General features: G+C 76.7%; 25 protein-coding genes. 8 read left to right on the top strand and 17 right to left on the bottom strand.

Features of this window, described 5'->3' with window-relative positions:
• The first annotated feature begins 207 nt into the window (after positions 1 to 207).
• The 3 genes from MN205_RS05175 to MN205_RS21580 all read left to right on the top strand — a co-directional run bounded on the left by MN205_RS05175 (position 208) and on the right by MN205_RS21580 (position 4004).
• The gene (locus tag MN205_RS05175; protein WP_255818080.1) at positions 208 to 1158 is read left to right on the top strand and encodes a MoxR family ATPase; all 951 of its coding nucleotides are present in this window, start codon (positions 208 to 210) and stop codon (positions 1156 to 1158) included.
• Between the two features lie 43 nt (positions 1159 to 1201).
• The gene (locus tag MN205_RS05170) at positions 1202 to 2509 is read left to right on the top strand and encodes a DUF58 domain-containing protein (protein WP_242124978.1); all 1308 of its coding nucleotides are present in this window, start codon (positions 1202 to 1204) and stop codon (positions 2507 to 2509) included.
• A gap of 70 nt (positions 2510 to 2579) precedes the next feature.
• The gene (locus MN205_RS21580) at positions 2580 to 4004 is read left to right on the top strand and encodes an ATP-binding protein (protein ID WP_242124976.1); all 1425 of its coding nucleotides are present in this window, start codon (positions 2580 to 2582) and stop codon (positions 4002 to 4004) included.
• Positions 4005 to 4016: 12 nt separating this feature from the next.
• On the opposite strand, the gene MN205_RS05160 is transcribed toward MN205_RS21580, so the two are convergent.
• A complete protein-coding gene (locus MN205_RS05160; protein WP_242124974.1) occupies positions 4017 to 5015 on the bottom strand; it encodes a stage II sporulation protein M in 999 nt (332 codons plus the stop codon).
• 72 nt (positions 5016 to 5087) lie between these two features.
• Between MN205_RS05160 and MN205_RS05155 the strand changes: the two genes are divergently transcribed.
• Complete coding sequence (locus MN205_RS05155) at positions 5088 to 5957, top strand: RDD family protein (protein WP_242124972.1); 870 nt, start codon at positions 5088 to 5090, stop codon at positions 5955 to 5957.
• A 50-nt stretch (positions 5958 to 6007) separates the two neighbouring features.
• On the opposite strand, the gene MN205_RS05150 is transcribed toward MN205_RS05155, so the two are convergent.
• The 7 genes from MN205_RS05150 to MN205_RS05120 all read right to left on the bottom strand — a co-directional run bounded on the left by MN205_RS05150 (position 6008) and on the right by MN205_RS05120 (position 12156).
• Entirely contained in the window at positions 6008 to 6724 is a 717-nt protein-coding gene (locus MN205_RS05150; protein ID WP_242124971.1) for a GAF and ANTAR domain-containing protein, read from the bottom strand.
• Positions 6725 to 6790: 66 nt separating this feature from the next.
• Complete coding sequence (ahcY, locus tag MN205_RS05145) at positions 6791 to 8254, bottom strand: adenosylhomocysteinase (RefSeq protein WP_242124969.1); 1464 nt, start codon at positions 8252 to 8254, stop codon at positions 6791 to 6793.
• A 136-nt stretch (positions 8255 to 8390) separates the two neighbouring features.
• Positions 8391 to 9548 carry an SIS domain-containing protein gene (locus tag MN205_RS05140; protein ID WP_242124967.1) on the bottom strand — a complete coding sequence of 386 codons (1158 nt, stop codon included), beginning with the start codon at positions 9546 to 9548 and terminating at the stop codon, positions 8391 to 8393.
• Positions 9545 to 9802, bottom strand: a complete 258-nt coding sequence (locus MN205_RS05135) for a Trm112 family protein (protein WP_242124966.1) — start codon at positions 9800 to 9802, stop codon at positions 9545 to 9547. Before MN205_RS05135 ends, MN205_RS05140 begins: the two co-directional genes overlap by 4 nt.
• On the bottom strand, positions 9799 to 11259 hold the full coding sequence (locus MN205_RS05130) for a phosphomannomutase/phosphoglucomutase (protein WP_242124964.1): 1461 nt from the start codon (positions 11257 to 11259) through the stop codon (positions 9799 to 9801). Before MN205_RS05130 ends, MN205_RS05135 begins: the two co-directional genes overlap by 4 nt.
• 101 nt (positions 11260 to 11360) lie before the next feature.
• The gene (locus MN205_RS05125) at positions 11361 to 11636 is read right to left on the bottom strand and encodes a hypothetical protein (protein ID WP_242124962.1); all 276 of its coding nucleotides are present in this window, start codon (positions 11634 to 11636) and stop codon (positions 11361 to 11363) included.
• A 118-nt stretch (positions 11637 to 11754) separates the two neighbouring features.
• Positions 11755 to 12156, bottom strand: coding sequence for a DUF3499 domain-containing protein (locus tag MN205_RS05120; protein ID WP_242124960.1), 402 nt, complete (start codon positions 12154 to 12156; stop codon positions 11755 to 11757).
• Between the two features lie 198 nt (positions 12157 to 12354).
• Here MN205_RS05120 and MN205_RS05115 point away from each other — a divergent pair, with 198 nt between their 5' ends.
• The gene (locus MN205_RS05115) at positions 12355 to 12792 is read left to right on the top strand and encodes a metallopeptidase family protein (RefSeq protein WP_242124958.1); all 438 of its coding nucleotides are present in this window, start codon (positions 12355 to 12357) and stop codon (positions 12790 to 12792) included.
• A gap of 57 nt (positions 12793 to 12849) precedes the next feature.
• Here the strand turns inward: MN205_RS05115 and MN205_RS05110 are convergent, their stop codons facing one another.
• Positions 12850 to 13197, bottom strand: a complete 348-nt coding sequence (locus MN205_RS05110) for a WhiB family transcriptional regulator (RefSeq protein ID WP_374115846.1) — start codon at positions 13195 to 13197, stop codon at positions 12850 to 12852.
• Positions 13198 to 13500: 303 nt separating this feature from the next.
• On the opposite strand from MN205_RS05110, the gene cofD reads away from it, so the two are divergent.
• The gene (gene cofD, locus MN205_RS05105; protein WP_255818070.1) at positions 13501 to 14520 is read left to right on the top strand and encodes a 2-phospho-L-lactate transferase; all 1020 of its coding nucleotides are present in this window, start codon (positions 13501 to 13503) and stop codon (positions 14518 to 14520) included.
• Positions 14520 to 15551 (top strand): coenzyme F420-0:L-glutamate ligase, encoded by a 1032-nt coding sequence (gene cofE, locus MN205_RS05100; protein ID WP_242124954.1) that lies wholly within the window; start codon positions 14520 to 14522, stop codon positions 15549 to 15551. The genes cofD and cofE overlap by 1 nt, the downstream gene beginning before the upstream one ends.
• A gap of 64 nt (positions 15552 to 15615) precedes the next feature.
• On the opposite strand, the gene MN205_RS21575 is transcribed toward cofE, so the two are convergent.
• Both MN205_RS21575 and MN205_RS05090 read right to left on the bottom strand, forming a co-directional pair.
• On the bottom strand, positions 15616 to 16554 hold the full coding sequence (locus MN205_RS21575) for a polysaccharide pyruvyl transferase family protein (RefSeq protein ID WP_374115845.1): 939 nt from the start codon (positions 16552 to 16554) through the stop codon (positions 15616 to 15618).
• A 17-nt stretch (positions 16555 to 16571) separates the two neighbouring features.
• Positions 16572 to 17573 (bottom strand): DNA-3-methyladenine glycosylase, encoded by a 1002-nt coding sequence (locus MN205_RS05090; RefSeq protein ID WP_242124951.1) that lies wholly within the window; start codon positions 17571 to 17573, stop codon positions 16572 to 16574.
• 181 nt (positions 17574 to 17754) lie between these two features.
• On the opposite strand from MN205_RS05090, the gene MN205_RS05085 reads away from it, so the two are divergent.
• Complete coding sequence (locus MN205_RS05085) at positions 17755 to 18132, top strand: GNAT family N-acetyltransferase (protein ID WP_242124949.1); 378 nt, start codon at positions 17755 to 17757, stop codon at positions 18130 to 18132.
• Between the two features lie 22 nt (positions 18133 to 18154).
• Here MN205_RS05085 and MN205_RS05080 read toward each other — a convergent pair whose 3' ends face one another.
• From MN205_RS05080 to MN205_RS05055, 6 genes are all read right to left on the bottom strand, one after another.
• The gene (locus MN205_RS05080) at positions 18155 to 18418 is read right to left on the bottom strand and encodes a hypothetical protein (RefSeq protein WP_242124947.1); all 264 of its coding nucleotides are present in this window, start codon (positions 18416 to 18418) and stop codon (positions 18155 to 18157) included.
• A 114-nt stretch (positions 18419 to 18532) separates the two neighbouring features.
• Entirely contained in the window at positions 18533 to 19603 is a 1071-nt protein-coding gene (locus tag MN205_RS05075) for an ABC transporter ATP-binding protein (RefSeq protein WP_242124945.1), read from the bottom strand.
• Entirely contained in the window at positions 19600 to 20640 is a 1041-nt protein-coding gene (locus MN205_RS05070) for an ABC transporter ATP-binding protein (protein ID WP_242124944.1), read from the bottom strand. The genes MN205_RS05075 and MN205_RS05070 overlap by 4 nt, the downstream gene beginning before the upstream one ends.
• Entirely contained in the window at positions 20637 to 21545 is a 909-nt protein-coding gene (locus tag MN205_RS21570; protein ID WP_374115847.1) for an ABC transporter permease, read from the bottom strand. Before MN205_RS21570 ends, MN205_RS05070 begins: the two co-directional genes overlap by 4 nt.
• Positions 21546 to 21589: 44 nt before the next feature.
• Positions 21590 to 22531 carry an ABC transporter permease gene (locus MN205_RS05060; RefSeq protein ID WP_242124940.1) on the bottom strand — a complete coding sequence of 314 codons (942 nt, stop codon included), beginning with the start codon at positions 22529 to 22531 and terminating at the stop codon, positions 21590 to 21592.
• Positions 22528 to 24060 carry an ABC transporter substrate-binding protein gene (locus MN205_RS05055; protein WP_242124938.1) on the bottom strand — a complete coding sequence of 511 codons (1533 nt, stop codon included), beginning with the start codon at positions 24058 to 24060 and terminating at the stop codon, positions 22528 to 22530. The genes MN205_RS05060 and MN205_RS05055 overlap by 4 nt, the downstream gene beginning before the upstream one ends.
• Between the last annotated feature and the right edge of the window lie 188 nt (positions 24061 to 24248).

Here is a 24248-nt window from a genome sequence, read left to right as displayed (position 1 = left end):
GCGGACCGCCCGGCCACCTCGGACCTCCCCCACCCCCGCACGGAAGGGCACCACGTGAGCGAGACCCCGGAAGGACGGCCCGACGCGCCCGTCGGCCCCCTCGGCGACGGCGGCGGACCGGTCCCCGGCCCCGCCCCGGGCGGCAGCACCGCCGCGAGCAGGACCGCGGGCACCGGCACCGCGAACGGCACGACGACCTCCGCGGAGCTGGAGGAGGCCCGCGACGCCCTGCGGGCGGTGCGCCAGGAGGTCGCCAAGGCGGTCGTCGGCCAGGAACCCGCCGTCACCGGCCTCGTCATCGCGCTGCTGTGCCGCGGGCACGTGCTGCTGGAGGGCGTGCCGGGCGTCGCGAAGACGCTGCTGGTGCGCACCCTGGCGGCGGCGCTGGAGCTGGACACCAAGCGGGTGCAGTTCACCCCCGACCTCATGCCCGGCGACGTGACCGGCTCGCTCGTCTACGACGCGCAGACCGCCCGGTTCAGCTTCCGGGAGGGACCGGTCTTCACGAACCTGCTGCTCGCCGACGAGATCAACCGCACGCCGCCGAAGACGCAGGCGTCGCTGCTGGAGGCCATGGAGGAGCGGCAGGTGTCCGTGGACGGGGTGCCGCGCCCGCTGCCGGGTCCGTTCATCGTCGCCGCCACCCAGAACCCGGTGGAGTACGAGGGCACCTACCCGCTGCCGGAGGCGCAGCTGGACCGGTTCCTGCTCAAGCTGACGCTGCCGCTGCCGGCCCGCGAGGACGAGGTGGAGGTGCTGGCCCGCCACGCCGCCGGCTTCGACCCGCGCGACCTGGCGGGCGCGGGGGTGCGGGCCGTGGCCACGCCCGCGCACCTGGCGCTGGCCACGCGCGCGGTGCGCTCGGTGCAGGTCTCCCGGGAGGTCCTCGGCTACGTCGTCGACGTGTGCCGGGCGACGCGCTCCTCGCCGTCGCTGGCGCTGGGCGTGTCCCCGCGCGGGGCGACGGCGCTGCTGGCGACGGCGCGGGCGTGGGCGTGGCTGTCGGGACGCGACTACGTCTCCCCCGACGACGTGAAGGACCTGGCCCGGCCCACGCTGCGGCACCGGGTGCAGCTGCGCCCGGAGGCGGAGCTGGACGGGGTGAGCGTGGACGCGGTGCTGGACTCGGTGCTCAGCACCGTGCCCGTGCCCCGGTGAGCGCCGCACCCGCCGCCGCGGGCGGCGCCGCGGGGAGCGCCCCGTGGCGCTGACGGGGCGGGCGCCGCTGCTGGTGCTGGCGGGGCTGGTGGCGGTGGCGCTGCAGCCCGGCTGGGGCGCGTTCTGGGCGTGGCTGGCCGTCTGCGCGGTGCTCGTCGGCCTCGACGCGGCCCTGGCCGCCTCCCCGCGCTCGGTGAGCGTGCAGCGCGCGCCGCTGGCCGCGGTGCGCCTGGGCGAGCCGCGCACCGGCGAGCTGCTCGTCGCCAACACCGGTCGCCGCCGGGTCCGCGGGGTGCTGCGCGACGCCTGGCAGCCGTCGGCGGGCGCGCGCGGGGAGCGGCACCGCCTGGACCTGCCGCCCGGGGAGCGGCGCCGGCTGTCCACGGTGCTGGTGCCCACGCGCCGCGGCGACCGCCTCGCCGACCGCGTCACGGTGCGCTGCACCGGGCCGCTGGGGCTGGCCGCCCGGCAGCGCTCGCGCGAGGTGCCGGGGCGGGTGCGGGTGCTGCCGCCGTTCACGTCCCGCCGGCACCTGCCCTCGCGCCTGGCGCGGCTGCGCGAGCTGGACGGGCGCAGCGCCGTGCAGCACCGCGGGCAGGGCACGGAGTTCGACTCGCTGCGCGACTACGTGGACGGCGACGACGTGCGCTCCATCGACTGGCGCGCCACCGCGCGCCGGCAGTCGGTGGTGGTGCGCACCTGGCGGCCCGAGCGGGACCGGCGGGTGCTGCTGGTCCTGGACGCCTCCCGCACGGCGGCCGCGCGCCTGGGCGGCGGCCCCGGGGGCGTGGAGGTGCGCCTGGACGCCTCGATCGAGGCGGCGCTGCTGACGGCGGCGCTGGCCGCGCGCGCCGGCGACCGGGTGGACCTGATCGCCCACGACCGCCGGGTGCGCGCCCGGGTGCGGGGCGCCTCGCGCACCTCGCTGCTGCCGTCGCTGGTGGAGGCGCTGGCCGGTCTGGAGCCGTCCCTGGTGGAGGCGGACTGGGACGCGGTGACCGGGCAGGTGCGCTCGATGGCGCGCCAGCGGGCCCTGGTGGTGCTGCTGACGGCGCTGGACACCTCCGTGCTGGACTCGGGGCTGCTGACGGCGCTGGAGCAGCTCGCCGCCCGGCACACGGTGGTGCTGGCGGCCGTGGACGACCCGTCGCTGGCGCGGCTGGCGCGCGAGCGGGGCGACGCCGAGCAGGTGTACACCGCGGCGGCGGCGGAGACGGCCGCGGCGGAGCGGGAGGCCACGGCGGCGCTGCTGCGGCGCCTGGGCGTGGAGGTGGTGCACGCCGCGCCGGAGGAGCTGGCCCCGGCGCTGGCGGACCGCTACCTGGCGCTGAAGGCGGCCGGGAGGCTGTAGTCGCCGGGCCGCGCCCGGGCCACCGGGAACCCCCTGGACGCGGTGCCGCGCGCACCACCACGATCACGGGGTGGACACCGAGACCCGCCGGCTCGTCAGCGCCGTCCGGACCTTCCTCGAGGAGGTCGTGCACGCCCAGCGCACCGAGGACCCCGGTGACGGCCCCGCCCTGGCGGACGTCGTCGCCGGCCACCTGGGCACCGACGCCCGGCGCGTGCCCGTGGTGCGTGAGCAGGTGCCCGAGCACCAGTTCGCCGACCTGGACGTGGCGCTGGAGGAGGTCGCCCGCCGCGGCGGCGGCGAGCGCGTCGTGGGCGTCGCCGGGGGCGACCAGCGCTCCCACACGAGCTTCGCGGACCTGCTGGAGACGCGCTACGGGCGCTACGGCACCGCCGCCCCGGACCGGGTGAACCTGCCCACGGGGCCGGACTCGACCCGGCGCGCCGTCGGCTTCGGCGTGCGGCTGCTGCGCCACGGCGGTGTCCCGCTGGCGGTGCTGCAGCGCGCGGCGCTGGAGCACAGCCCGTACGGGCACGGCATGGAGGTGGTGGCCGCCGACGAGGACGCGGTGCCGGCGTTCATCGAGGAGGTCCGCCGCCTCATGGTGGAGCGCAGCGTGCTGCGCGGACAGGTCCTCACCTTCTCCGGCTCGCCGTTCGAGCACCACTCCTCCGCGGGCATCACCTTCCTGCGACGGCCGGACGTGCCCGCGGACGCGGTGGTGCTGCCGCCGGGCTCGCTGGAGCGCGTCGTGCGGCACGTGGTGGGCGTGGGCGAGAACTCCGGGAGGCTGACCGCGGCCGGTCAGCACCTCAAGCGCGGAGTGCTGCTGTACGGCCCGCCGGGCACCGGCAAGACGCACACGGTGCGGCACCTGGTGAGCAGCACCCCCGGCACCACGGTGGTGCTGCTGTCCGGGGTGGCGCTGGCCCGGGTGACGGTGGCTGCGCACCTGGCGCGGGCGATGCAGCCGGCGATCGTCGTGCTGGAGGACGTCGACCTCGTCGCCGAGGACCGCGGCTCGCACCCCGGGGAGCGGCCGCTGCTGTTCGAGCTGCTCGACGCCATGGACGGCCTCGGCGGCGACGCCGACGTGGCGTTCGTGCTGACCACCAACCGGCCCGACCTGCTGGAGCGGGCGCTGGCGCAGCGCCCGGGGCGGGTGGACCTGGCCGTGGAGGTGCCCCTGCCGGACGAGGCGGCGCGCCGGGCGCTGTTCCGCCTGTACGCGCGGGGGCTGCCGCTGTCGGCGGCCGCGCTGGACGAGGCCGCCGCCCGCACGGGCGGGGTCACCGCGTCCTTCGCGCGGGAGCTGCTGCGCCGGGCGGTGCTGCTGGCGGCGACGGCCGGTCACGAGGTCGCCGACGCGGACCTGCGCTCGGCGCTGGACGAGCTGCTCTCCGACGGCGAGCGCCTGACCCGCAGCCTGCTGGGCACCGGGGACGGCAGCGGGGACGGCACCGGCACCGGCGGGGACGTCGGGGAGCCGGGGTAGCGCGGCGGCGCCTCAGCCGCGCACGGGGGCGGCGTCACCGGCGAAGCGCGCCTCCAGGTCACCGGTCTCCCCCGCCGCGGCGGCGGGCCGCCCCAGCAGCACCACGTACAGCAGGAAGGCCACCTCGGCGAGGACGCCGATGCCGACGCGGGCGGCGGTGGGCAGCGGCGACGGCGTCACGAACCCCTCGATGAGGCCGGAGACGAAGAGCACCACCACCAGCCCCAGCGCCAGCCCGACCATCGCGCGGCCCTCGACGGCCAGGGCGTGCCCGCGGCTGCGCGGCCCGGGCGCCACCCACGTCCAGAACAGCTTCATCCCCGCGCCGGCGGCGACGAACACGGCCGTCAGCTCGAGGATGCCGTGCGGGGCGATGAGGCCGAAGAACACCTCACCGCGCCCGTTGTCGATGAGCAGGCCGCCCTGCAGCCCGACGTTGAGGGCGTTCTGGGTGAGCGCGAACAGCACGAACACGCCGGTGATGCCCAGCACCACGCAGGTGGCGGCGACCATCGCGTTGTTCGTCCACACCCGGCCCGCGAACGAGGCGTGGGCGTACTCGGAGTAGTAGCCGGCGAAGTCCTCCTCGACGAGCCGGCGGATGTCCTCGCGCGAGCCGAACAGGCTGGCCTGGGCGCGGGGGTTGCCGACCATCCAGGCACCCGCCGCCGTGGCGAGGACGATCGTGTAGGCGGCCGCGGCGAGGCTCCACCAGCGCACCCGCCACAGCGCGGCGGGCAGCCCGCGGGTGGTGAAGTGGCCCAGCTGCCGCCAGGCGGTGTAGCGGGACCCGGTCAGCCGGGAGCGCGCCCGCGCCAGCAGCGTGGACAGCTGGTCCAGCAGGACCGGCTCGGACTGCGCCGAGCGCAGCACCGACAGGTGGGTGGCGGTGCGCTGGTAGAGGCGCACCAGCTCGTCGGCCTCCTCGCCGGTCAGGCGGCGGCGGCGCACCAGCTCGCGCAGCCGCGCCCACTCCTGCTCGTGCACGGCCCGGAAGGCGTCGACGTCCACGCCGCCACAGTAGTGAGCGGGCAGGGGTGAGCGGGCGCCCCGCCGGGCGGGGGCGGCCGGTACGGTGCCCGCGTGGCACCCGACGACCTCGTGCGGCCCGCACCGCCCGCGGGCCCCGTGCCGACCGCGCCGGCGGTGCGGCTGGCCGACCCCGTCGGTGACGTCGTCACCGGCGAGGCGGTCGTCCTGGGGTTGCGGGCGGCGTCGTTCGCCTCGCGCCTGCTGGGCGCCGTGATCGACGCGCTCCTGCACCTGCTGGTGCTGGGTGCGCTGCTGTACGCCTCGCGGGCCCTGCTGTCCAGCACGGACGAGGCCGCCACCGCGGCCGTCGTGCTCGCGGAGACGGTGCTGTGCCTCATCGGCATCCCCACCGCGGTGGAGACGGCCACCCGCGGGCGCTCGGTCGGCAAGCTGGTGGCGGGTGTGCGGGCGGTGCGCGACGACGGCGGCCCGGTGCGCTTCCGGCACTCCCTGGTGCGGGCCCTGACCGGCTTCTTCGAGCTCTACGCGCTGGCGGGCAGCTCCGCGATCATCTGCGCGCTGCTGAACGCCCGCGGCAAGCGGGTCGGGGACCTGCTCGCGGGCACCTACGTGGTGCGTGAGCGCTCCGCGGCCCGGCACGTGCCGCTGCCGCCGATGCCGCCGGAGCTGGCCGGCTGGGCGCGGCGCGCCGACATCGGGCGGCTGCCCGACGGCACGGCCCTGGCCGCCCGCCAGTTCCTGGCGCGCGCCGGTTCCCTGCACGCCGGCTCCCGGGAGGCGCTGGGGGCCTCGCTGGCGGACGCGCTGCTGACGCGGGTGTCCCCGCCGCCGCCGGCGGGCACCACCCCGGAGCGGTTCCTCACCGCGGTGCTCGTCGAGCGGCGCGACCGGGAGCTGGAGCGCCTGCAGCGGCGGGCGCGGCGCACGGCCGAGCTGGAACGCTCCCTGGGGCGGCGCTGAGCCGGGCGAGGAGCGCGCCGCGGACGGGCCGGGCAGGCTCGCGGTGCGGGTCAGCCCACGGCACCGGGCAGCACGCCGGTGGTCACGAGCTCCTCGGCGACGCGGTTCAGCTTCACGTTGGTGCGCTGCGAGGCGTGCGTCAGCAGCGTGAACGCCTGCTCGGGTGTCACCTTGTGCCGCTCCACGAGCACGCCCTTGGCCTGCTCGATGACGGCGCGCGAGGCCATGGCCCGGCGCATGTTCTCCGCGTCCTCGGCGGAGCGGGCGTGCGAGTCGGCGTTGGCGACCGCGATCGCGACGAACGCGGCGACCTCCTGGCCCAGGGCGACGTCGTCCTCACCGAAGGAGCGGGGGCGCGAGGAGTAGCAGTTCAGGGCGCCCAGGGTGCGGCCCTGGACCGGCAGCGGCAGCGAGACGGAACTGCCCACGCCCGCCGCGGCGGCGTGCCGGCAGTAGTCGGGCCAGCGCTCCTCCGTGGCCATCTCCTCCACGACGAACACCTGACCGGCGCGGCCGGCGTCCAAGCAGGGGCCGTAGCCGCGCGCGTACTGCATCTCGTCGGCGTCCAGGGCCATCTTCCCGTCGTGGGCGGCGGTGAACGCCTTGTCGCCGCGCAGCAGGGTGATGGAGACGGCCTCGGCGCCCGGCAGGGCCCGGCGGGCGGTGGTGACCACGTCGGTGAGGACGGCGTCGAGCTCCCTGCCGGCCAGCAGGATCCCCGCCAGCTCCTGGTGCAGGGCCGCCAGGCCGGGGGCCGTGCTGCTCATGACGTCTCCTCGTGTCGGTGCGGAGCCATCCAACCACCCCGCCCGGCGGTCGTCGTGCGCGGGCGGTCAGTAGCGGTACTCGTCCGTCTTGTACGGGCCGGCGACGTCGACGCCGAGGTACTCGGCCTGCGTCTTCGTCAGCTCCGTCAGCCGCACGCCCAGGGCGTCCAGGTGCAGGCGGGCGACCTTCTCGTCGAGCAGCTTCGGCAGCACGTGCACACCCACCGGGTAGGAGTCGCGCTGCGTGAACAGCTCGATCTGCGCGAGCACCTGGTTGGTGAACGAGTTCGACATGACGAAGCTGGGGTGGCCCGTGGCGTTGCCCAGGTTCAGCAGCCGGCCCTCGGACAGCACGATGACGCTGCGCGCGCCGCGGCCGTCGGCGGCGGGGATGCGCCACTCGTGCACCTGCGGCTTGATCTCCACCTTCTCCACGCCCGGCACGCGGGCCAGGCCGGCCATGTCGATCTCGTTGTCGAAGTGGCCGATGTTGCCGAGGATCGCCTGGTGCTTCATGCGGACGATGTCGGCCGCCATGACGACGTCGCGGTTGCCGGTGGCGGTGATGACGAGGTCCGCGGTCTCGACGACGTCGTCCAGGCGGGCGACCTGGTAGCCGTCCATCGCGGCCTGCAGCGCGTTGATGGGGTCGATCTCGGTGACGATCACCCGGGCGCCCTGGCCGCGCAGCGACTCGGCGCAGCCCTTGCCGACGTCGCCGTACCCGCACACCACCGCGACCTTGCCGCCGATGAGGACGTCGGTGGCGCGGTTGATGCCGTCGATGAGCGAGTGGCGGGTGCCGTACTTGTTGTCGAACTTCGACTTCGTCACCGCGTCGTTGACGTTGATCGCCGGGAACGGCAGCACGCCGTTGCGGTGGTACTCCGCCAGGCGGTGCACGCCGGTGGTCGTCTCCTCGCTGACGCCCTGGACGCCCTCGGCCACGCGGGTCCAGCGCTGCGGGTCCTCGGCGAGGGACCTCCGCAGCAGCTCCAGGACGACGCGGTACTCCTCGGAGTCGTCCTCCGTGGGCTCGGGCACCGCGCCGGCGGCCTCGAACCGCTTGCCCTCCAGGACGAGCATCGTGGCGTCGCCGCCGTCGTCGAGGATCATGTTGGGGCCGACGCGGTGGCCGTCGGCGTCGGTGCCCCAGTCGAAGATGCGCTCGGCCAGGCGCCAGTACTCCTCGAGGGTCTCGCCCTTCCAGGCGAACACGGGCGAGCCGGCCGGCGCCTCGGGGGTGCCGTCGCCCACGACGATCGCGGCGGCGGCCTGGTCCTGGGTGGAGAAGATGTTGCAGCTGGCCCAGCGGACCTGCGCGCCCAGCGCGGTGAGGGTCTCGATGAGCACTGCGGTCTGGACGGTCATGTGCAGGGAGCCGGCGATGCGGGCACCGGCCAGGGGCTGGGACTCGGCGAACTCGGCGCGCAGGGCCATGAGGCCGGGCATCTCGTGCTCGGCCAGGCGCAGCTCGTGGCGGCCGGCCTCGGCGAGGGAGAGGTCGCGGACCTCGAACTCGAACGTCATGCGGAGCTTCCCCTCCGGGGGGTCGGTGTGGCGGGCTCCCGGCGCGGCCCCTCTGGGCCACTCGGCATCACCGGACGCCGGATCCCCCCAGGGTACGCGCGGGCTCCGGCACCGCTCGCGACGCGGCGCGTCGCGCTCACCCCAGGCGTTCGCGCAGGTCCGCCACCTGGGGGGAGGCGGCGGGGTCCGTGCCCGAGGCCAGCGCCAGGTAGGCGGCGGCGAAGTCGGTGCGCGCGATCAGCTGCGCCAGGCGCACCAGCGGCTCCCCCGCCTCGGCGACGACCTCGCTGACCCGCACACCGGCGTCGGCCGCGGTCGTGGCGACGGCGTCGGCGACGACCCGCTCGGCGTCCGGCACGGCCGAGGGCGCGTCGCGCAGCAGCGTCAGCTGCAGGCGTGGGCCGACGGGCCCGTCGAGGAAGGGGTCGGCGAAGACGTCGTCCGGGCGCGCGGCGAACGGGCCGCCGAAGGCGGCCACCACCTCGCTGGCGTCGTCGGGCAGCGCCCCGGCCACCGCCGGCACCCGCGCGGTGCGCGAGAGCATCGAGGCGGCGCGGCGGGCGGCGGCGGCCGTGAGGTCGCCGTCGGCCAGGACGACGGGCACGGCCCCCGCCAGCTCCAGCGCCAGGGCCTTGGCGGGGTTGACGAAGCTCTCCGACCACGGCCGGCACGTCTCCGCCTCCGCGTCCAGCCGCTCGGCGACGGCGGAGAGCACGCCGGCGGGCGTGCGCACCACGTCGACGGCGTCGGCGGCCAGCAGCACCGGCGTCAGCAGCGACCACAGCGACACGCGCGAGGAGCGGGTGCCCGCCTCGACGGCGCGCACGCCCCGCGCCGGGGGCACGTGCACGTTGCCGCCGCGGGCGCCGACCTCGGCCAGCGGCGAGCCTTCCGCGCCCACGGTGACCACCCGCGCACCGCGGCGGGCCGCCTCGGCGGCCAGGGCCAGCGGCCCGGGGGCGCGCCCGGACATCGACACGGCCACCACCAGGTCCAGCGGGCCGACCCAGCTGGGCAGGGGGCCGCCGCGGCGGGCCACCAGGGGCACGGGGCAGCCGCGGCCGGCCAGGGCGGTGAGGACGTCCGTGACGACCGACGCGCCGCCGAGGGCGGCCACCACGACGGCGCGGGGCCGGCCCTCCTCGGCGAGGCGGCCCACGCCCGCCTGGGCGCACAGCTCCACGGACTCGCGCACCTGCGCCCCGGCGCCCGCCAGGGAGCGCAGCACGCCGGACGGGTCGGCCGCGGTGAGGGCGTCGCCGTCGGCCAGCAGGGTCTCGTCCAGCGCGCTCACGCCCGCTCCTCCCCCGCCGGCCCGCGCACCCCGGCGGGCACGTCGAGCGCCTCGTCGGCCAGCAGCACCGGCACACCGCCGTCCACGGGGTAGCGGATGCCGGCGGCGGTGGCCAGGAACGGCTCGCCGTCCACCTCGACGGGCTCCAGCGGCTCACCGGTCAAGGGACAGCGCAGCAGCTGGAGCACCCACGGCTCCAGCCGCGGGCCCGCGGGCGCGCCGGCCCCCTGCGCGTCCCGGCCGGCGGCGCTCACCGGGCGCCCCCGCGCACCACGGCCAGGACGCGGTCGCGCACGGCGGTCATCGTGGCGCCGTCGGCCCCCTCCGCGTTCAGCCGCAGCAGCGGCTCGGTGTTGGAGGCGCGCAGGTTGAACCACCACATCGGCCGCCGGTCGTCGCCCGGCCAGGTGACGGTCAGCCCGTCGAGGCGGTCCACCACCAGCTCGCGGCCCTCGGCGGCCGCCAGGTCCTGCTCGGCCGCCAGGACGCGCTCGGTGACGGCGGCGGCGTCGTCGACGGTGGAGTTGATCTCGCCGCTGGCGACGTAGCGCTCGTACTCGGCGGCCAGCCGCGACAGGGGCAGCTCGCCCTCCGCGAGGGCGGCCAGCACGTGCATCGCGGCGAGCATGCCCGTGTCGGCGGACCAGAACTCGCGGAAGTAGTAGTGCGCGGAGTGCTCGCCGCCGAAGACGGCGCCCTCCTCGGCCATGCGCTGCTTGATGAAGGAGTGGCCCACGCGGGTGCGCACCGGCACGCCGCCGTCCTCGGCGACGATCTCCGGCACCGCGCGCGAGGTGATGAGGTTGTGGATCACCCGGGCCTCGCGGCCGGCGGCGCGCTCCTTGGCGATCTCGCGGCGGGCGACCAGCGCCGTCACGGCGCTGGGGCTGACCGGGTCGCCGTTCTCGTCGACGACGAAGCAGCGGTCGGCGTCGCCGTCGAAGGCGAGGCCGAGGTCGGCGCCGGCGCGCGGGACCGCGGCCTGCAGGTCGCGCAGGTTCGCCGGCTCCAGCGGGTTCGCCTCGTGGTTGGGGAAGGTGCCGTCCAGCTCGAAGTAGAGCGGCTGCACGTCCAGGGGCAGCGCCGGCAGCCCGGCGGCGGCGCCGAGGACGGCGGGCACGGTGTGCCCGGCCATGCCGTTGCCGGCGTCGACGACGACCTTCAGCGGCCGGGCGCCGGTCAGGTCCACCAGGGAGCGCAGGTGCGCGGCGTACTCGGCGAGCAGGTCCTGCTCGGTGACCGCGCCCGGCTGCCCGGCGCCCGAGGGCACCGCCCCGGCGTCCAGCCAGGACTGGGCGAGGTCGCGCACGGCGGCCAGGCCGGTCTCCTGGCCGACGGGGCGGGCGCCGGCGCGGCACAGCTTGATGCCGTTGTACCGGGCGGGGTTGTGGCTGGCGGTGAACATCGCCCCGGGCACGTCCAGGGAGCCGCTGGCGAAGTACAGCCCGTCCGTGGAGCACAGGCCGACGAGCACCACGTCCACGCCGCGCGAGGCGAGCCCGTCGGCGAACGCGGCCGACAGCTCCGGCGAGGACGGGCGCATGTCGTGGCCCACGACGGCGCGCGCGGCGGCACCGGCGCGCACCTCGGGCAGCACCACGACCTCGGCGAAGGCGGCGCCCAGGGCGCGCACGGCGCCGGCGTCGAGCTGGTCGGGGACGACCCCCCGGACGTCGTAGGCCTTGACGACGGACGACAGGGAGACGGTCACGCCGGGAGCCTACAAGCGCCGTCGCACCCCGGGCGGGGGTTGTGCACGGCCGCCGGTCGGCGCCGGGCACCGGCGGGCGCCGGCCGGGCGCCGGCCGGAGGTCACTGCTTGCGGGTGCGGTCCAGCACGGAGTCCACGCTCAGCGGACCGCCGGGCGAGAGCCAGCTGCGCTCCTCGCACACGTGGCACGAGACGAACTCCACCTCGGTGCCGTCGGTGAGCGACATGGACAGCCGGGTGACGCGCTCGCTGCCGCAGGAGCCGCAGACGGCGCTCTCGCGGTGGGCGGCCTGGGTCAGCGAGCCCAGCGGCGGGGTGGGGCGGGCGGCGCGGGAGCGACGGGGGGCGCGGGGGCTGTTCGGACCGGCGAGGGGCACGGGGAGGACCTCCGGGAGAGCTCGGTGCGGGGCGACGCCCCTCGCATCGGCAGCTCCCGGGCGGGACTTGAGCCCCCGTCCGGGTGGGGCCCCGAGCTGGGCCCGGCACCCGCCGGCCTCAGCGCCGGTGGTCCTCGCGCAGCACGCGCAGGTGGCCGCGGCGCACGGCCGGGGCGTCGGGGTCCACCACGGCCCGCGGGCCGTCGGCGGGGTCGCGCACCGCGTCGGCCACGGCGAGGAGGTCGTCGTGCCGGGCGGCCGCCTCGACCAGCTCGGGGGCGAGGCGGACGACCTCCCAGCCGCGCGGGGCGGTCAGCCGCTCCGCGTGCTCGGAGCAGAGGTCGTAGCAGTGCGGCTCGGCGTAGGCGGCCAGGGGGCCGAGGACGGCCGTGGAGTCGGAGTAGACGTACGTCAGGGTCGCGACCGCGGTCCGGCCGCACGCCGTCCGCGAGCACCGCCGCACCGCTGCACCGTGACGACCGCCACCGCCTCCGGCGGGACTCGTGCGGGGAGCGTTCACGCGCCGCACGCTACCGCCGATCGGGCGGGCCCGGCGGAAGGGCGGCGCAGCGGGCGCCGTGTCGTGACCGCCCCGCGACCTGCACCGCGCCCCGCGCCGGCCGCGGCACCGCGCCCCGCGCCGGCCGCGGCACCGGTCGCCGCCGGGTGCGCGCCGGGACGCGGCGCGAGCGGGCGGCGCGCTTGGTACCTTGCGCCGATGACCACCCCCCGGCCGCACCGCAGGCGCCGCCGCGTCCGCCGCGACCGCCACGGGCGCGGCCCGCGCGGGCCGCTGCTGCCGGCGTCCCTGCCGGCGGCGCGCACGCGCGCCGAGCGCTTCGACGACCTGGTCCTGGACGCGGTGGAGCTGCTGGAGCGCCGCTGGGCGGAGCAGCTGGCCTCCGTGGAGTTCGCCGTGGAGGACGTGCCGCCCTCGGACCCGGCGCCGTGGGAGGACGAGGTGGTCCCGCTGGGGCGGCTCTTCCCCGCGGACGGCTCGGGGCCGGCGCGGGTGGTGCTGTACCGGCGCCCCATGGAGACGCGCGCCACCGGCGAGGACCTCGACGACCTCGTGGCGGACGTGGTGGTCGAGCAGGTGGCGCACCTGCTGGACATGGACCCGGAGGAGGTGGATCCCCGCTACGGCGGCGACTGATCGCCCCGGCGGACCCGCCCGGCCGGACCCGGCGGCGGGCTCGGGCGAGCGGTGGGCTCAGACGACCTGGCGCTTGAGGCGGCGGCGCTCCCGCTCGGAGAGGCCGCCCCAGATGCCGAAGCGCTCGTCGTGGGCGAGGGCGTACTCCAGGCACTCCTGGCGCACCTCGCACGACTGGCACACGCGCTTGGCCTCGCGGGTGGAGCCGCCCTTCTCGGGGAAGAACGCCTCCGGGTCGGTCTGCGCGCACAGGGCCAGCTCCTGCCAGCCCGGGTCCTCCGGGGTGAGGCCCGAGAGCCCGGTGGGCGGCGGGGCCACCACGGGGTCGGGCAGGGAGGTGACGAGCCGGAGCTCGGGGCGGCTGCTGCCGCCGTCCTCGTCGCGGTGCTGGACGTCGATCTCCACTTGGCGGCCCCCACAGCCTCGGTCTGTCACTACCGGTGACGCGACGGTCACGCTGGACCACCACTGGTGGAATTACACGCGTGTCGTCCCCACTAGTCAAGCCCAGCGTGGTATCACCCCCGCCCCCGGCGTCCCACCAGTCACCGCCGCCCCACCCCGAGGCTGCCGCCGGCCACCCGTCCGGCCCAGCGGACCGCCCGTCCGGGTGCGGGCCCGCACCACCCGTCCGGGGGGCGGGATGATGGGGCGGTGAGCTCCACCACTCCCGTCAGCACCCCCGCGCGCGCACCCGGCGCCGCACCCCTGCGCGTCACGGCCCTCGCCGGCGGCGTGGGCGGGGCCCGCTTCCTGCGCGGCCTGCTGGCCGCGCTGCGCTCCAGCCCCGACCCGGTCCGCCGCCGGGCGCAGCTCACCGTCGTGGTGAACACCGCCGACGACGTCACCCTGCACGGGCTGCGCATCAGCCCCGACCTCGACTCGGTCATGTACACCCTCGGCGGCGGCATCGACGAGGGGCGCGGGTGGGGGCGCGACGACGAGACGTACGCCGTGGCCGGCGAGCTCGCCCGCCACGGGCAGAGCCCCACCTGGTTCACCCTGGGGGACAAGGACATCGCCACCCACGTCGTGCGCACGCGCCTGCTCGCCGAGGGCCGCACCCTCTCCGAGGCGACCGAGCAGCTGTGCCGGCGCTGGGAACCCGGCGCCCGGCTGCTGCCGATGACCGACGACGTCGTCGAGACCCACGTGGACCTGGCCCCCGTGCCCGAGGCCGAGCGCGCCGCCCACGACGGCGAGGCCGGCGGCAGGCGCGTGCACTTCCAGGAGTGGTGGGTGCGCCTGCACGCCGCCGTGCCGGCCCTGGCGATCGAACCCGTCGGCGCCGCCGCGGCCAGCCCCGCACCCGGGGTGCTCGAGGCGCTGCGCGACGCCGACGTCGTCGTGCTGCCCCCCAGCAACCCCGTCGTCTCCATCGGCTCGATCCTCGCCGTGCCCGGGATCCGCGACGCCCTCGTCGCCACGGCCGCACCCGTCGTGGGCGTCTCCCCCGTCATCGGCGGCGCCCCCGTGCGCGGCATGGCCGACGCCTGCCTGGCCGCGATCGGCGTGCCCACCACCGCCGCCGCCGTCGCCGGCCTCTACGCCGACCTCCTGGACGGCTGGCTGATCGCCGAGGGCGACGAGGCGCCCGCACCCGGCCCCCGGCCGCTGGCGGTGCGGCGCCGGCCGCTGCTGATGAGCGACCCGGCCGCCACCGCCGCCCTCGCCGGGGCCGCCGTGGACCTCGCCCTGGAGCTGACCGGGGAGGTGGTGCCCGCGTGATGCGCTCCACCACCAGCCTGCAGGTCGTCGGGATCACCGGCGTGGGCGAGGTCGACGCGGGCGACGACCTCGCCGGCCTCCTCGTCGACGCCCTGCACGCCCAGCGCGCCTCCATCGTCGACGGCGACGTCGTGGCCGTCTCCAGCAAGGTCGTCTCCAAGGCGCGCGGGCTGACCGCCCCGCTGGCGCAGCGGGAGGCCGTCATCGCCGCGCAGTCGGTGCGCACCGTCGCCGCGCGGCGCACCCCCGCCGGCCTGGCCAGCGTCGTGCAGTCCGCGGCCGGGCCGGTCATGGCGGCCGCCGGCGTGGACGCCTCCAACGTGGCCGACGGCACCGTGCTGCTGCTGCCCGCCGACGCGGACGCCGAGGCCCGGGCGCTGCGCGCCGGCCTGCGGGAGCGGACCGGGGCCGACGTCGCCGTGGTCGTCACCGACACCGCCGGGCGGGCGTGGCGGGAGGGCCAGACGGACTTCGCCCTCGGCGTGGCGGGGCTGGCGGTGCTGGACGACCTGCGCGGGGAGCTGGACGCGTCCGGGCGCCCGATGAGCGTGACCGCGCGCGCCATCGCCGACGAGGTGGCCGCCACGGCGGACCTCGTCAAGGGCAAGACGGACGGCGTCCCCGCCGCGCTGATCCGCGGCCTGGCCGACCGGGTCGTCCCCGACGACGGGCCGGGCGCGCGCTCGCTGCTGCGCCCGGCGTCCACCGACTGGTTCCGGCTCGGGCACGTGGAGGCGGTGCGCGCGGCCGTCGGCGCCGCCGCCGTGGACCCGCCGCCGGTCGTGCCCGGCACGCTCGCCGAGCGCCTGGCGCGCGTGGCGGAGGTCGCGGAGGCGGGAGGGGCGGGCCGGTGCCTGGTGAAGGACGACGGCCGGGGCCCGCTGCTGCGGCTGAGCGCCGACGACGCCTTCGAGCTGGGTGCGCTGGCGCAGCGGGCGCTGGCCGCGCTGTGGACGGAGGACCTGGCCGGGACCGTGGAGCGCGACGGCGCGCTCGACGCCCTCGTGCGCGTCTCCCCCCTGCCCGCCTGACGCCCGCCCGACGCCTGCGCCTGCGCCTGCGCCTGACCCCACCGTCCCCGCCGGGGCGGTGGGGTCAGGGGTGCAGGGCGGCGGCGAGGGCGTCGAGCTGCCCGGCGCCCGCGGCGGGGGCCTCCGCCCGGGCGCGGGCGGCGGCGGCGCGGCCGGTGCCGGAGGTGCACCAGGCGAGCTGCTCGTCCAGCGCGGCCGCGCCGTCGGCGGCCAGGACCTCCTCGGCGGCCAGCAGCCCCGGCCAGCCCCAGGCGCGCGCCTGCGCGCTCACCTTCCCCCCGCCGGCCACGGGGTCCACCGCGAGCGCCGGCACCCCCGCGCGCAGCGCGAGCACCAGGCCGTGCAGGCGCGTGGTGACGACGACGTCGAGGCGGGAGACCACGGCCAGGACCTGCTCGGCGGTGGCGGGCATCCGCCACTCGCGCGGGTCGACGCGGGTGTCCAGCTCCAGGCGGGCCACGTCGATCCCGCCCAGCCAGCCGGTGAGGACGTCGGCGACCTCGTCGTGGCGCCGGCGGGCCCCGTACTCGCCCTGCCCGCGGGTCAGGTAGGTGCCGACGACGGGCAGGTCCGCGACGGCGGGGCGGGCGGCGAGGTCGCGGCCGGTGGGCGCGCCGGGTGCGTCGCGGGGCACGACGGCGTGGAAGCCGGTGACGGCCGGGTCGGCGGGGTCCAGGACGGAGACGCCGACGGCGAGGCGGCGGGCGGCGGGGAAGCGCTCGTGGACCTGCTCGACGGGCCGGCCGGTCAGCGGTCCGCACGCCCACACCACGTGCGTGTAGGCGGCCGGGTCGACGTGCAGGACCTCGTCGGCGTCCTCGTAGAGCACGCCGCCGCGCGGGCCCTGGGCGAGCAGCACGGCGGGGCTGAAGGCGAGGTCGACCCGGGCGCCGGCGGCGCGCAGGCGCTGCGCGACGGCCTCGGTGCTGAGCAGGTCGCCGGCCGTGGCCTCGCCGTGCAGGACGCTGGACCAGCCGATGAGGAGCACGCGCACGCGGTGCATCCCACCAGCCGGGACGGTCAGCCGCCGCGGCGGGGTCGGTGCGCGCGCAGCGCGCGGTTCGGCGTGTGGGTGGGCAGGGCGGCGCGCGGGCCGCGGCGGGGCCGGCGCGCACCGGCGAGCACCAGCAGGCGCTGGACCCGGTAGCGGTGCCCGCGGTAGCACTCGATGACCTCGGCGCAGCCCGCGTCGTCGAGGACCTCGCCGGTCAGCGCCCAGGAGACGTCGGCGGCCACGTGCAGGTCGCCGAAGGAGAAGGCGTCGGGGTGGCCGTGGGCCCGGGCGCGCACCTCCGCGGACGTCCACACCCCCACACCGGGCAGGGAGCGCAGGGCGCGGTCGGCGGCGGCCTCGTCCAGCGCGAGGGTGCGCTCCAGCGCGGCGGCGCGCGGGGCGGCGAGGATCGTCACCTTCCGCCGGCGCAGCTCCACGCCGGCGGCCAGCCACTCCCAGGACGGCACCCGCAGCCAGTCCTGCGGCGCCGGCGGCACCCACAGCCCCTGGGGGCCGGGCGCGGGCTCGCCGAAGCGCAGCACGAGGCGGCGCCAGCCGGCGAACGCCTCGCGGGTGGTGACGACCTGCTCCAGCGCGGAGGCGGCCAGCGCCTCGAAGACGGACCGGGTGCGCGGCTGGCGCCAGCAGGGGTGGGCGCGCCACGCGTCGTGCAGGGCGGTGTGCTCGCGGCGCGGCTCGAACTCGGCGTGGGTGGTGTCGCCGGCGCCCAGCAGGTCGGGCACCCCGTCCAGGACCCGCTCGGCACCCGGGCCCCAGGCGCGGGCCTCGACCTCCCCGTCGCGCGGGCGGGGCACCAGGTGCAGCTGGGCGGGCCCGTCGGGGGTGCGGGTGGCGCGGCGGACGCTGCCGTCGGCCTCCCGGCGGAACGCGGGGTCGTTCGCGCCGCGGCGCAGCACCGAGACCGTGCAGTCCAGGTCGAGCTCCCAGCCGGGCCGCCAGCGCCGCACGAGGGGGGCGCCGGCGGGCTCCGCGGCACGCTCGGCGCTGCGCTCGGCGGGGACGGTCACCGGCACACGGTAGTCGCGCCGGAGCCGCTGCAGGCGCCCGCGCGGGGGTCCGCGGGCGGCCCGCGGGGTGTGAGCGGCGCCACGGGACGGACACCCCGCTGTCATCACGGCGCCGGAGGCTGTTCACTGCACGTGTGAGGCCGACACCCCGACCGGGGTCCCGACCGACAGGAGAGGCACCGTGAGCGCCACCCCGCACCAGACCGCCGACGAGCTCGCGCAGGACGCGCCGCGACCGGTCGCCGTCGACGGCCTCGTCGTCGCCGACAACGCCGAGCTGTCCCGCTTCGAGGGCCGCGTCGGCGGGGAGCTGGCCGCCGTGGCCGTCTACTCCGCCGCCCCGCGCTTCCTCGTCTTCTCGCACACGGAGGTGCTGAGCGGGTTCGAGAGCCGCGGCATCGCCTCCGCCGTGGTGCGGCACGCGCTGGAGGAGGTCCGCGAGCGCGGGCTGACGGCGGTGCCGCTGTGCCCGTTCGTGGCGCGCTGGATCCAGCGGCACCCGGAGTACTCCGACGTGGTGCAGCGCACCTCCACGCGCGTGCCGCGCGACGAGGACTGAGGCCGAGGACCGGGGCCGGGCGTCAGGCGGCGGACCTGCGGGCGGGCTCGCCCAGCGACAGCCCGGCGATGGAGTCGCACAGGTGCGGCAGCGACTCCAGCACCTCCTCGGCCACCTCCAGCTCCAGCGGGGCGGGGGCCAGGACCACCACGGTCAGCCGCCCGCGGCTGCTGGGCCCCTGGGACACGAAGCAGCCAGGCATCCGCTGGGCGATGCCCGTCAGGAAGCCGTTGAGCTCACGGATCCCGATCGGCTTGGTGGTCTCGATCTGCACGACGGTCTTCACCCCGTGCTCCTCGGCACGCACCCGTCCCGTCCGCACCGTGCGCGCACCGGACCGCCGGATCGGAGCAGCCGCCGTGCCGTCGACCGGGTGACGCTGCACCACCCGGGGTGCCGCTCAGGCGCCGGTGTGCTCCCCCGCGGCCACCGGCACCCCCACGACGCCGTGCAGGTGGCAGGCGGCCGTGTGGGCCGGCTCGACCTCCTGCAGCGCCGGGTCCACGTCGGGGCAGGGCGAGAACGCGCGCGGGCACCGGGTGCGGAAGCGGCACCCGGACGGCACCCGCGTCGCCGACGGCACGTCGCCGGAGAGCACGATCCGCTCCCGGCGACGCTCGGCGGCCGGGTCGGGCAGCGGCACCGCGGACAGCAGCGCCTGCGCGTACGGGTGCTGGGGGCGGGCGCTGACGTCCGCCGCGTCGCCGACCTCGACGACGCGGCCGAGGTACATGACGGCGATGCGGTCGCTGACGTGCCGGACGGCGGCCAGGTCGTGGGAGACGAACAGGTACGTCAGCCCGAGGCGCTGCTGCAGGTCGCGCAGCAGGTTCAGCACCTGCGCCTGGACGCTGACGTCCAGGGAGGCGATCGCCTCGTCGCACACCACGAAGTCCGGTTCACCGGCGAGCGCGCGGGCGATGCCGACGCGCTGGCGCTGCCCGCCGGAGAACTCGTGCGGGTAGCGGGAGGCCACCGACGGGTCCAGGCCGACCAGTTCCAGCAGTTCCGCCACCCGCGCGGCCCGCGCCTCGGTGCCGCGGTGCAGGCTGTGCACCTGCAGCGGCTCGGCGACGGTCTGCCCGACGGTGGTGCGCGGGTCCAGCGAGGCGTACGGGTCCTGGAAGACCATGACGGCGCGCCGGCGCAGCGCGCGCAGCGCCTTCGCGGACAGGGCGGTGACGTCGGTGCCGTCGAACTCGACGCGGCCGGCGGTGGGTTCCACCAGCCGCAGCAGCGCGTTGCCGAGGGTGGACTTCCCGCAGCCCGACTCGCCCACCAGCCCGAGCGTCTCGCCGCGGCGGATGTCCAGGTCCACCCCGTCCACGGCCCGCACCGCGCCGGTGCGCCGGCGGCGCAGCCCCTTCGAGCTCACCGGGAAGTGCACCTGGAGCCCGCGGGCGCGCACCAGGACGTCGTCGCGCGCACCCCGCTCCGCCGGCGTGCCCGCCTGCCCCGCCGCCGTGCTCACGAGCCCACCTCCCCGGCGCCGCGCGCCGCGTCGTAGAACGTGGCCGCCCGGTGCGGCACCGCGGACGAGCCGGCACCCGCCCCGTCCCGCGGCCCCACCGGTGTCAGCGGCGGCTGCTCGGTGGCGCAGCGCTCGTCACCGCGCACCGGGCAGCGCGGCCAGAACACGCAGCCGGGCGGCAGGTCGGTGGGCGGGGGCGGGGTGCCGCCGATGGCGACCAGCTCGCGCGACCCACCGGCCCCGCCGTCGTGCAGCTGCGGCAGCGAGCCCAGCAGCCCCTGCGTGTAGGGGTGGGCGGGGCGCTCGAAGACGTCGTCGACGGTGCCGTCCTCCACGCAGCGCCCGCCGTACATGACGAGCACCCGGTCGGCGACGCCGGCGACGACGCCCAGGTCGTGGGTGATCCACACCACGCCGGTGCGGTGCTCGTCCTGCAGGCGGGCCACCAGGTCCAGGATCTGCGCCTGCACGGTGACGTCGAGGGCGGTGGTGGCCTCGTCGGCGATGAGCAGCGCCGGGTCGCCGGCCAGGGCGGTGGCGATGACGACGCGCTGGCGCATCCCGCCGGACAGCTCGTGCGGGAACCGGTCCAGCGCCCCGCGCGGGTCGGGCAGGCCCACGTCGGCGAGCAGCTGCGCGGCCCGCTCGCGCGCCTCCCTCTTGCCGGAGACCTTGCGGTGCGCCAGGAGCCCCTCGGTGAGCTGCCGGCCGATCGTCAGCACCGGGTTCAGCGACGTCATGGGGTCCTGGAACACCATGCCGACGCCGTCGCCGCGCACGGCGCGCAGTTCCCGCTCGCGCATGGTCAGCAGGTCGCGGCCGCGGAAGCGGGCGCTGCCGGTGACCCGGGCCCGCTTCGGCAGCAGCCCCAGCAGGGCCATCACCGACACGCTCTTGCCGCTGCCGGACTCCCCCACCACGGCGACCGTCTCGCCCGGCGCCACGGAGTAGCTCAGGCCGTTGACGATCCGGGCGTTCCCCCGGGGGGTGTCCAGCTGCACGCGCAGGTCCTCCACCACCAGCACGGGCTCGCTCACGCGCCCACCCCCGCCCGGCGCCGGCGGCGCGGCTTCGCGCGCGCGGCCTCCAGCGCGCTGCGCTGCTGCGGGTCGAGCACGTCGCGCAGCCCGTCGCCCAGCAGGTTGAACGCCAGCACCAGCAGCACGATCGCCAGACCCGGGAACACCGCCATCCACCACGCGTCCTCCAGGTAGCTGCGGCCCTCCGACAGCATCCGCCCCCAGCTGGGTGCCGGCGGCTGCGTGCCCAGGCCCACGAACGACAGGGCCGCCTCGGCGAGCACCGCGAACGCCAGGCTCACCGACGTCTGCACGATGATCGGCGGCGCGGCGTTCGGCAGGACGTGCCGCAGCAGCATCCGGGCGTCGGAGACGCCCACCGAGCGGGAGGCGCGCACGAACACGCTCTCCTTCACGCCGAGGACCGCGGCGCGCGTGACGCGGGCGAACACCGGCGTGTACGTGATGCCGATGGCGATCATCGCGTTCGTGGTGCCCGGCCCCAGGATCGCGATGACCGCGATGGCCAGCAGGATCGCGGGGAACGCGAACAGCACGTCCATCAGCCGCATGAGCACCGTGTCCAGCCAGCGGCCGTAGTACCCCGCGAGCAGGCCGGCGGTGACACCGACCAGCAGGGAGAAACCCACCGCCACGGCGCCCACCTGCAGGGAGACCGCCGCGCCGAGGACCACGCGGCTGAGGACGTCGCGGCCCAGGTCGTCCGTACCGAACCAGTGGCCCTGCCCCGGCGGCAGCAGCCGCTGCTGCACGTCCACCTCGTTGTAGCCGGTGGGGGCGATCAGCTCGTCGAACAGCGCCAGCACCACCACGCCGGCCACGACGAGCGTGGCGAACAGCGTCGGCGGCGACGTCAGCAGCAGCTTCAGCGCCGTGGTGAACCGCCCGCGCGCCGGGCGCACCGAGATCCGCCGGGCGGGGACCGCCACGGGGTCCTGAGCCGCGCTCACGCGCTGATCCTCGGGTCGAGCTTGGAGTACAGCAGGTCCACCACCAGGTTCACGAGGAGGAAGACGAAGGCGAACAGCAGCACCGCGCCCTGCAGGACCGGGTAGTCGCGCGCCTGAACCGCCTGCAGGGCCAGCTGACCCAGCCCCGGCCACGCGAACACGATCTCCACCACGACGACCCCGGACAGCAGGTACGCCAGCTGCACGCCCGTCACCGTCACCAGCGGCAGCAGCGCGTTGCGCAGCACGTGCCAGTTCAGCACCGCGCGAGCCCCCAGGCCCTTGGCGCGGGCCGTGCGCACGTGCTCGGCGCCCAGCGCCTCCAGGACGCTGGAGCGGGTGAACCTCGTCAGGACGCTGCCGGAGACCAGGCCCGTCGTCACCGCCGGGAGCACCAGCGAACGCGCCCACTGCAGCGGGTCCTCGCTCAGCGGCACGTACCCGCCGGCGGGGAACCAGCCCAACGTCCCGGCGAACAGCAGGATGAGCATGATGCCCATCCAGAACTCCGGCACCGAGATGCCGATCTGGCTCAGGACCGTGCCCGCGGCGTCGACGACGGAGCGCGGCCGCAGCGCGGAGGCGGTGCCCAGCGGCACCGCGATGAGCAGCGCGACGAGGATCGAGGCGCCCGCCAGGGACAGCGTCGCCGGCAGCCGCTCCAGGATGAGGGCGGTCACCGGCTCGCCGGAGCGGAAGCTGACCCCCAGGTCGCCGGTGACGGCGCTGGAGATCCACTGCAGGTACTGCACCACCAGCGGCTGGTCCAGGCCGGCGCGCTCGCGCAGCGCCTCGTACGTCTCCTGGTCGAACCGGGTGCCCAGCGCCAGGCGCACCGGGTCGCCGTCGACGAGGTGCACCAGCGCGAACACCACCACGCTGACGCCGAGGAGGACGACGACGGACTGCAGCGCCCGCCGCAGCGCGAGCGCCGTCACGAGGGCAGTTCCACCTCCTCGAAGTTCACGGCCTTGTCGGGACGGATCGTGTAACCGGTCAGGCCGGGCGTCCACGCCTGCACGACGTCCGGGTTGTACAGGTACAGGTAGGAGACGTCGTCGACGATCTGCTCCGCCGCCTGGTCGTACAGGTCCTTGCGCTCCTCGCGGTCGGTGGCGACCGCGGCGCGGTTCAGCAGGTCGTCGGTGACGGGGCTGGAGTAGCCGTGGAAGTTGTTCGACCCGCCGGTGCGGTGCTGGCCGTCGTAGTAGTCGAACGGGTCGATGTTGCCCAGCCAGCCGAGCATGAAGGCGTCGAAGTCGCCGCGCCCCTGCCGGTCCAGCCAGGTCGCGAAGTCCTCCGTCTGGATCTCCACCTGGACGCCGAGCGGCTCCAGCTGGCTGGCCAGGACCTGCGCGGCCGTCACCGTCTCCGGGTACTCGGAGGTCACCATCAGGCCCATCGTGATCGGGGTGGTGACGCCGGCGCCCTCCAGCAACCGCTTCGCCTCGTCCACGTCCGTGCTGAACGGCGCGTAGTCGTGGTGCCAGTAGCTGTCCTCGGGGATGGCCGTCTGGTTCGGGCGGGCCGCGTCGAAGCGCGCCGCCTCCGTGACCGCCGAGCGGTCCACCGCGGTGGCGATCGCCCGGCGCACGTCCCTGTTGTCGAACGGCGCCTTGGCGTGGTTCATCGCCAGGTACCAGTAGTCGACGCTGGCGACCTGCCCCAGCTCCACCTGGTCGTCCTCGGCCAGGTCGGAGACGTCCTGGGTGGGCACGTTGTCGGTCCACTGCACCTGGCCGCTGGTCAGCGCGGTCATCGCGGCGGCCGGCTCGGTGAGGAACCGGAACGTCATCCCGTCGAGGGTGGACGCCTCGCCCCAGTAGTCGTCGAAGCGGCTCAGCGACACCTCGCTCGCGGAGGTGCTCTCCAGCCGGAACGGGCCGGTGCCCACGGCCTGCGTCGTCAGGCTCGCCTCGTCCACCCCGGAGGGCAGGATCGCCATGCCCTTGAAGCCGCCGATCTGCGCCAGCAGCGCCGGCGTCGGCTCCGAGACGGTGATGACGACGGTGCGGGGGTCCTGCGCGCGCACGTCGGTGACGGTGGCGAACCGGTAGGCGTTGGACAGCTGCTGGTCGATGATGCGGTCGTACGAGAACACGACGTCGTCGGCGTCGAAGGTGGAACCGTCGTGGAACGTCACGTCGTCGCGCAGGGTGAACGTCCAGGTGAGGCCGTCCTCGCTGGTGGTCCAGTCCGTCGCCAGCGACGGCTGCATCACCTGGTCCTCGGCGCCGGGGACGACGAGGGTGTCGTAGACGTTCTCCAGCACCTGGAAGCTGGCGTACGCGGTGGTCTTGTGCGGGTCGAACTGGTCGGGCTGGGCGCTGATGGCCGCGACGAACTCGCCGCCGCCCTCCCCTCCGCCCTGACCGGTGTCGCCGGTGTCGACGCCGTCACCGGTGCTGCACCCGGCGGCGACGATCGGCGTGGCGGCGAGCGAGCTGAGCACGGTGCGGCGGCGCATGGGGGTTCCCTCTCCGCGGTCGACGGCGTCTGTGCGGCTCCGGCCGCCGAGCGACGCCCGGGGCCGGGCCGACACACCATGCCGACAAGCACCCGGGTGCACCAACCGGGATCGCCGTGAGTCGCGATTCTTCACACGATCGCAACCTCCGGGCCCCCACCCACCGTCCCCCGCCCGACCCCGCGGTG

Origin of the sequence: Kineococcus sp. TRM81007, assembly GCF_022669155.1 — a bacterium.
In the GTDB taxonomy this organism is placed as follows: domain Bacteria; phylum Actinomycetota; class Actinomycetes; order Actinomycetales; family Kineococcaceae; genus Kineococcus.
This window is presented reverse-complemented; position numbering and strand designations above follow the sequence as displayed.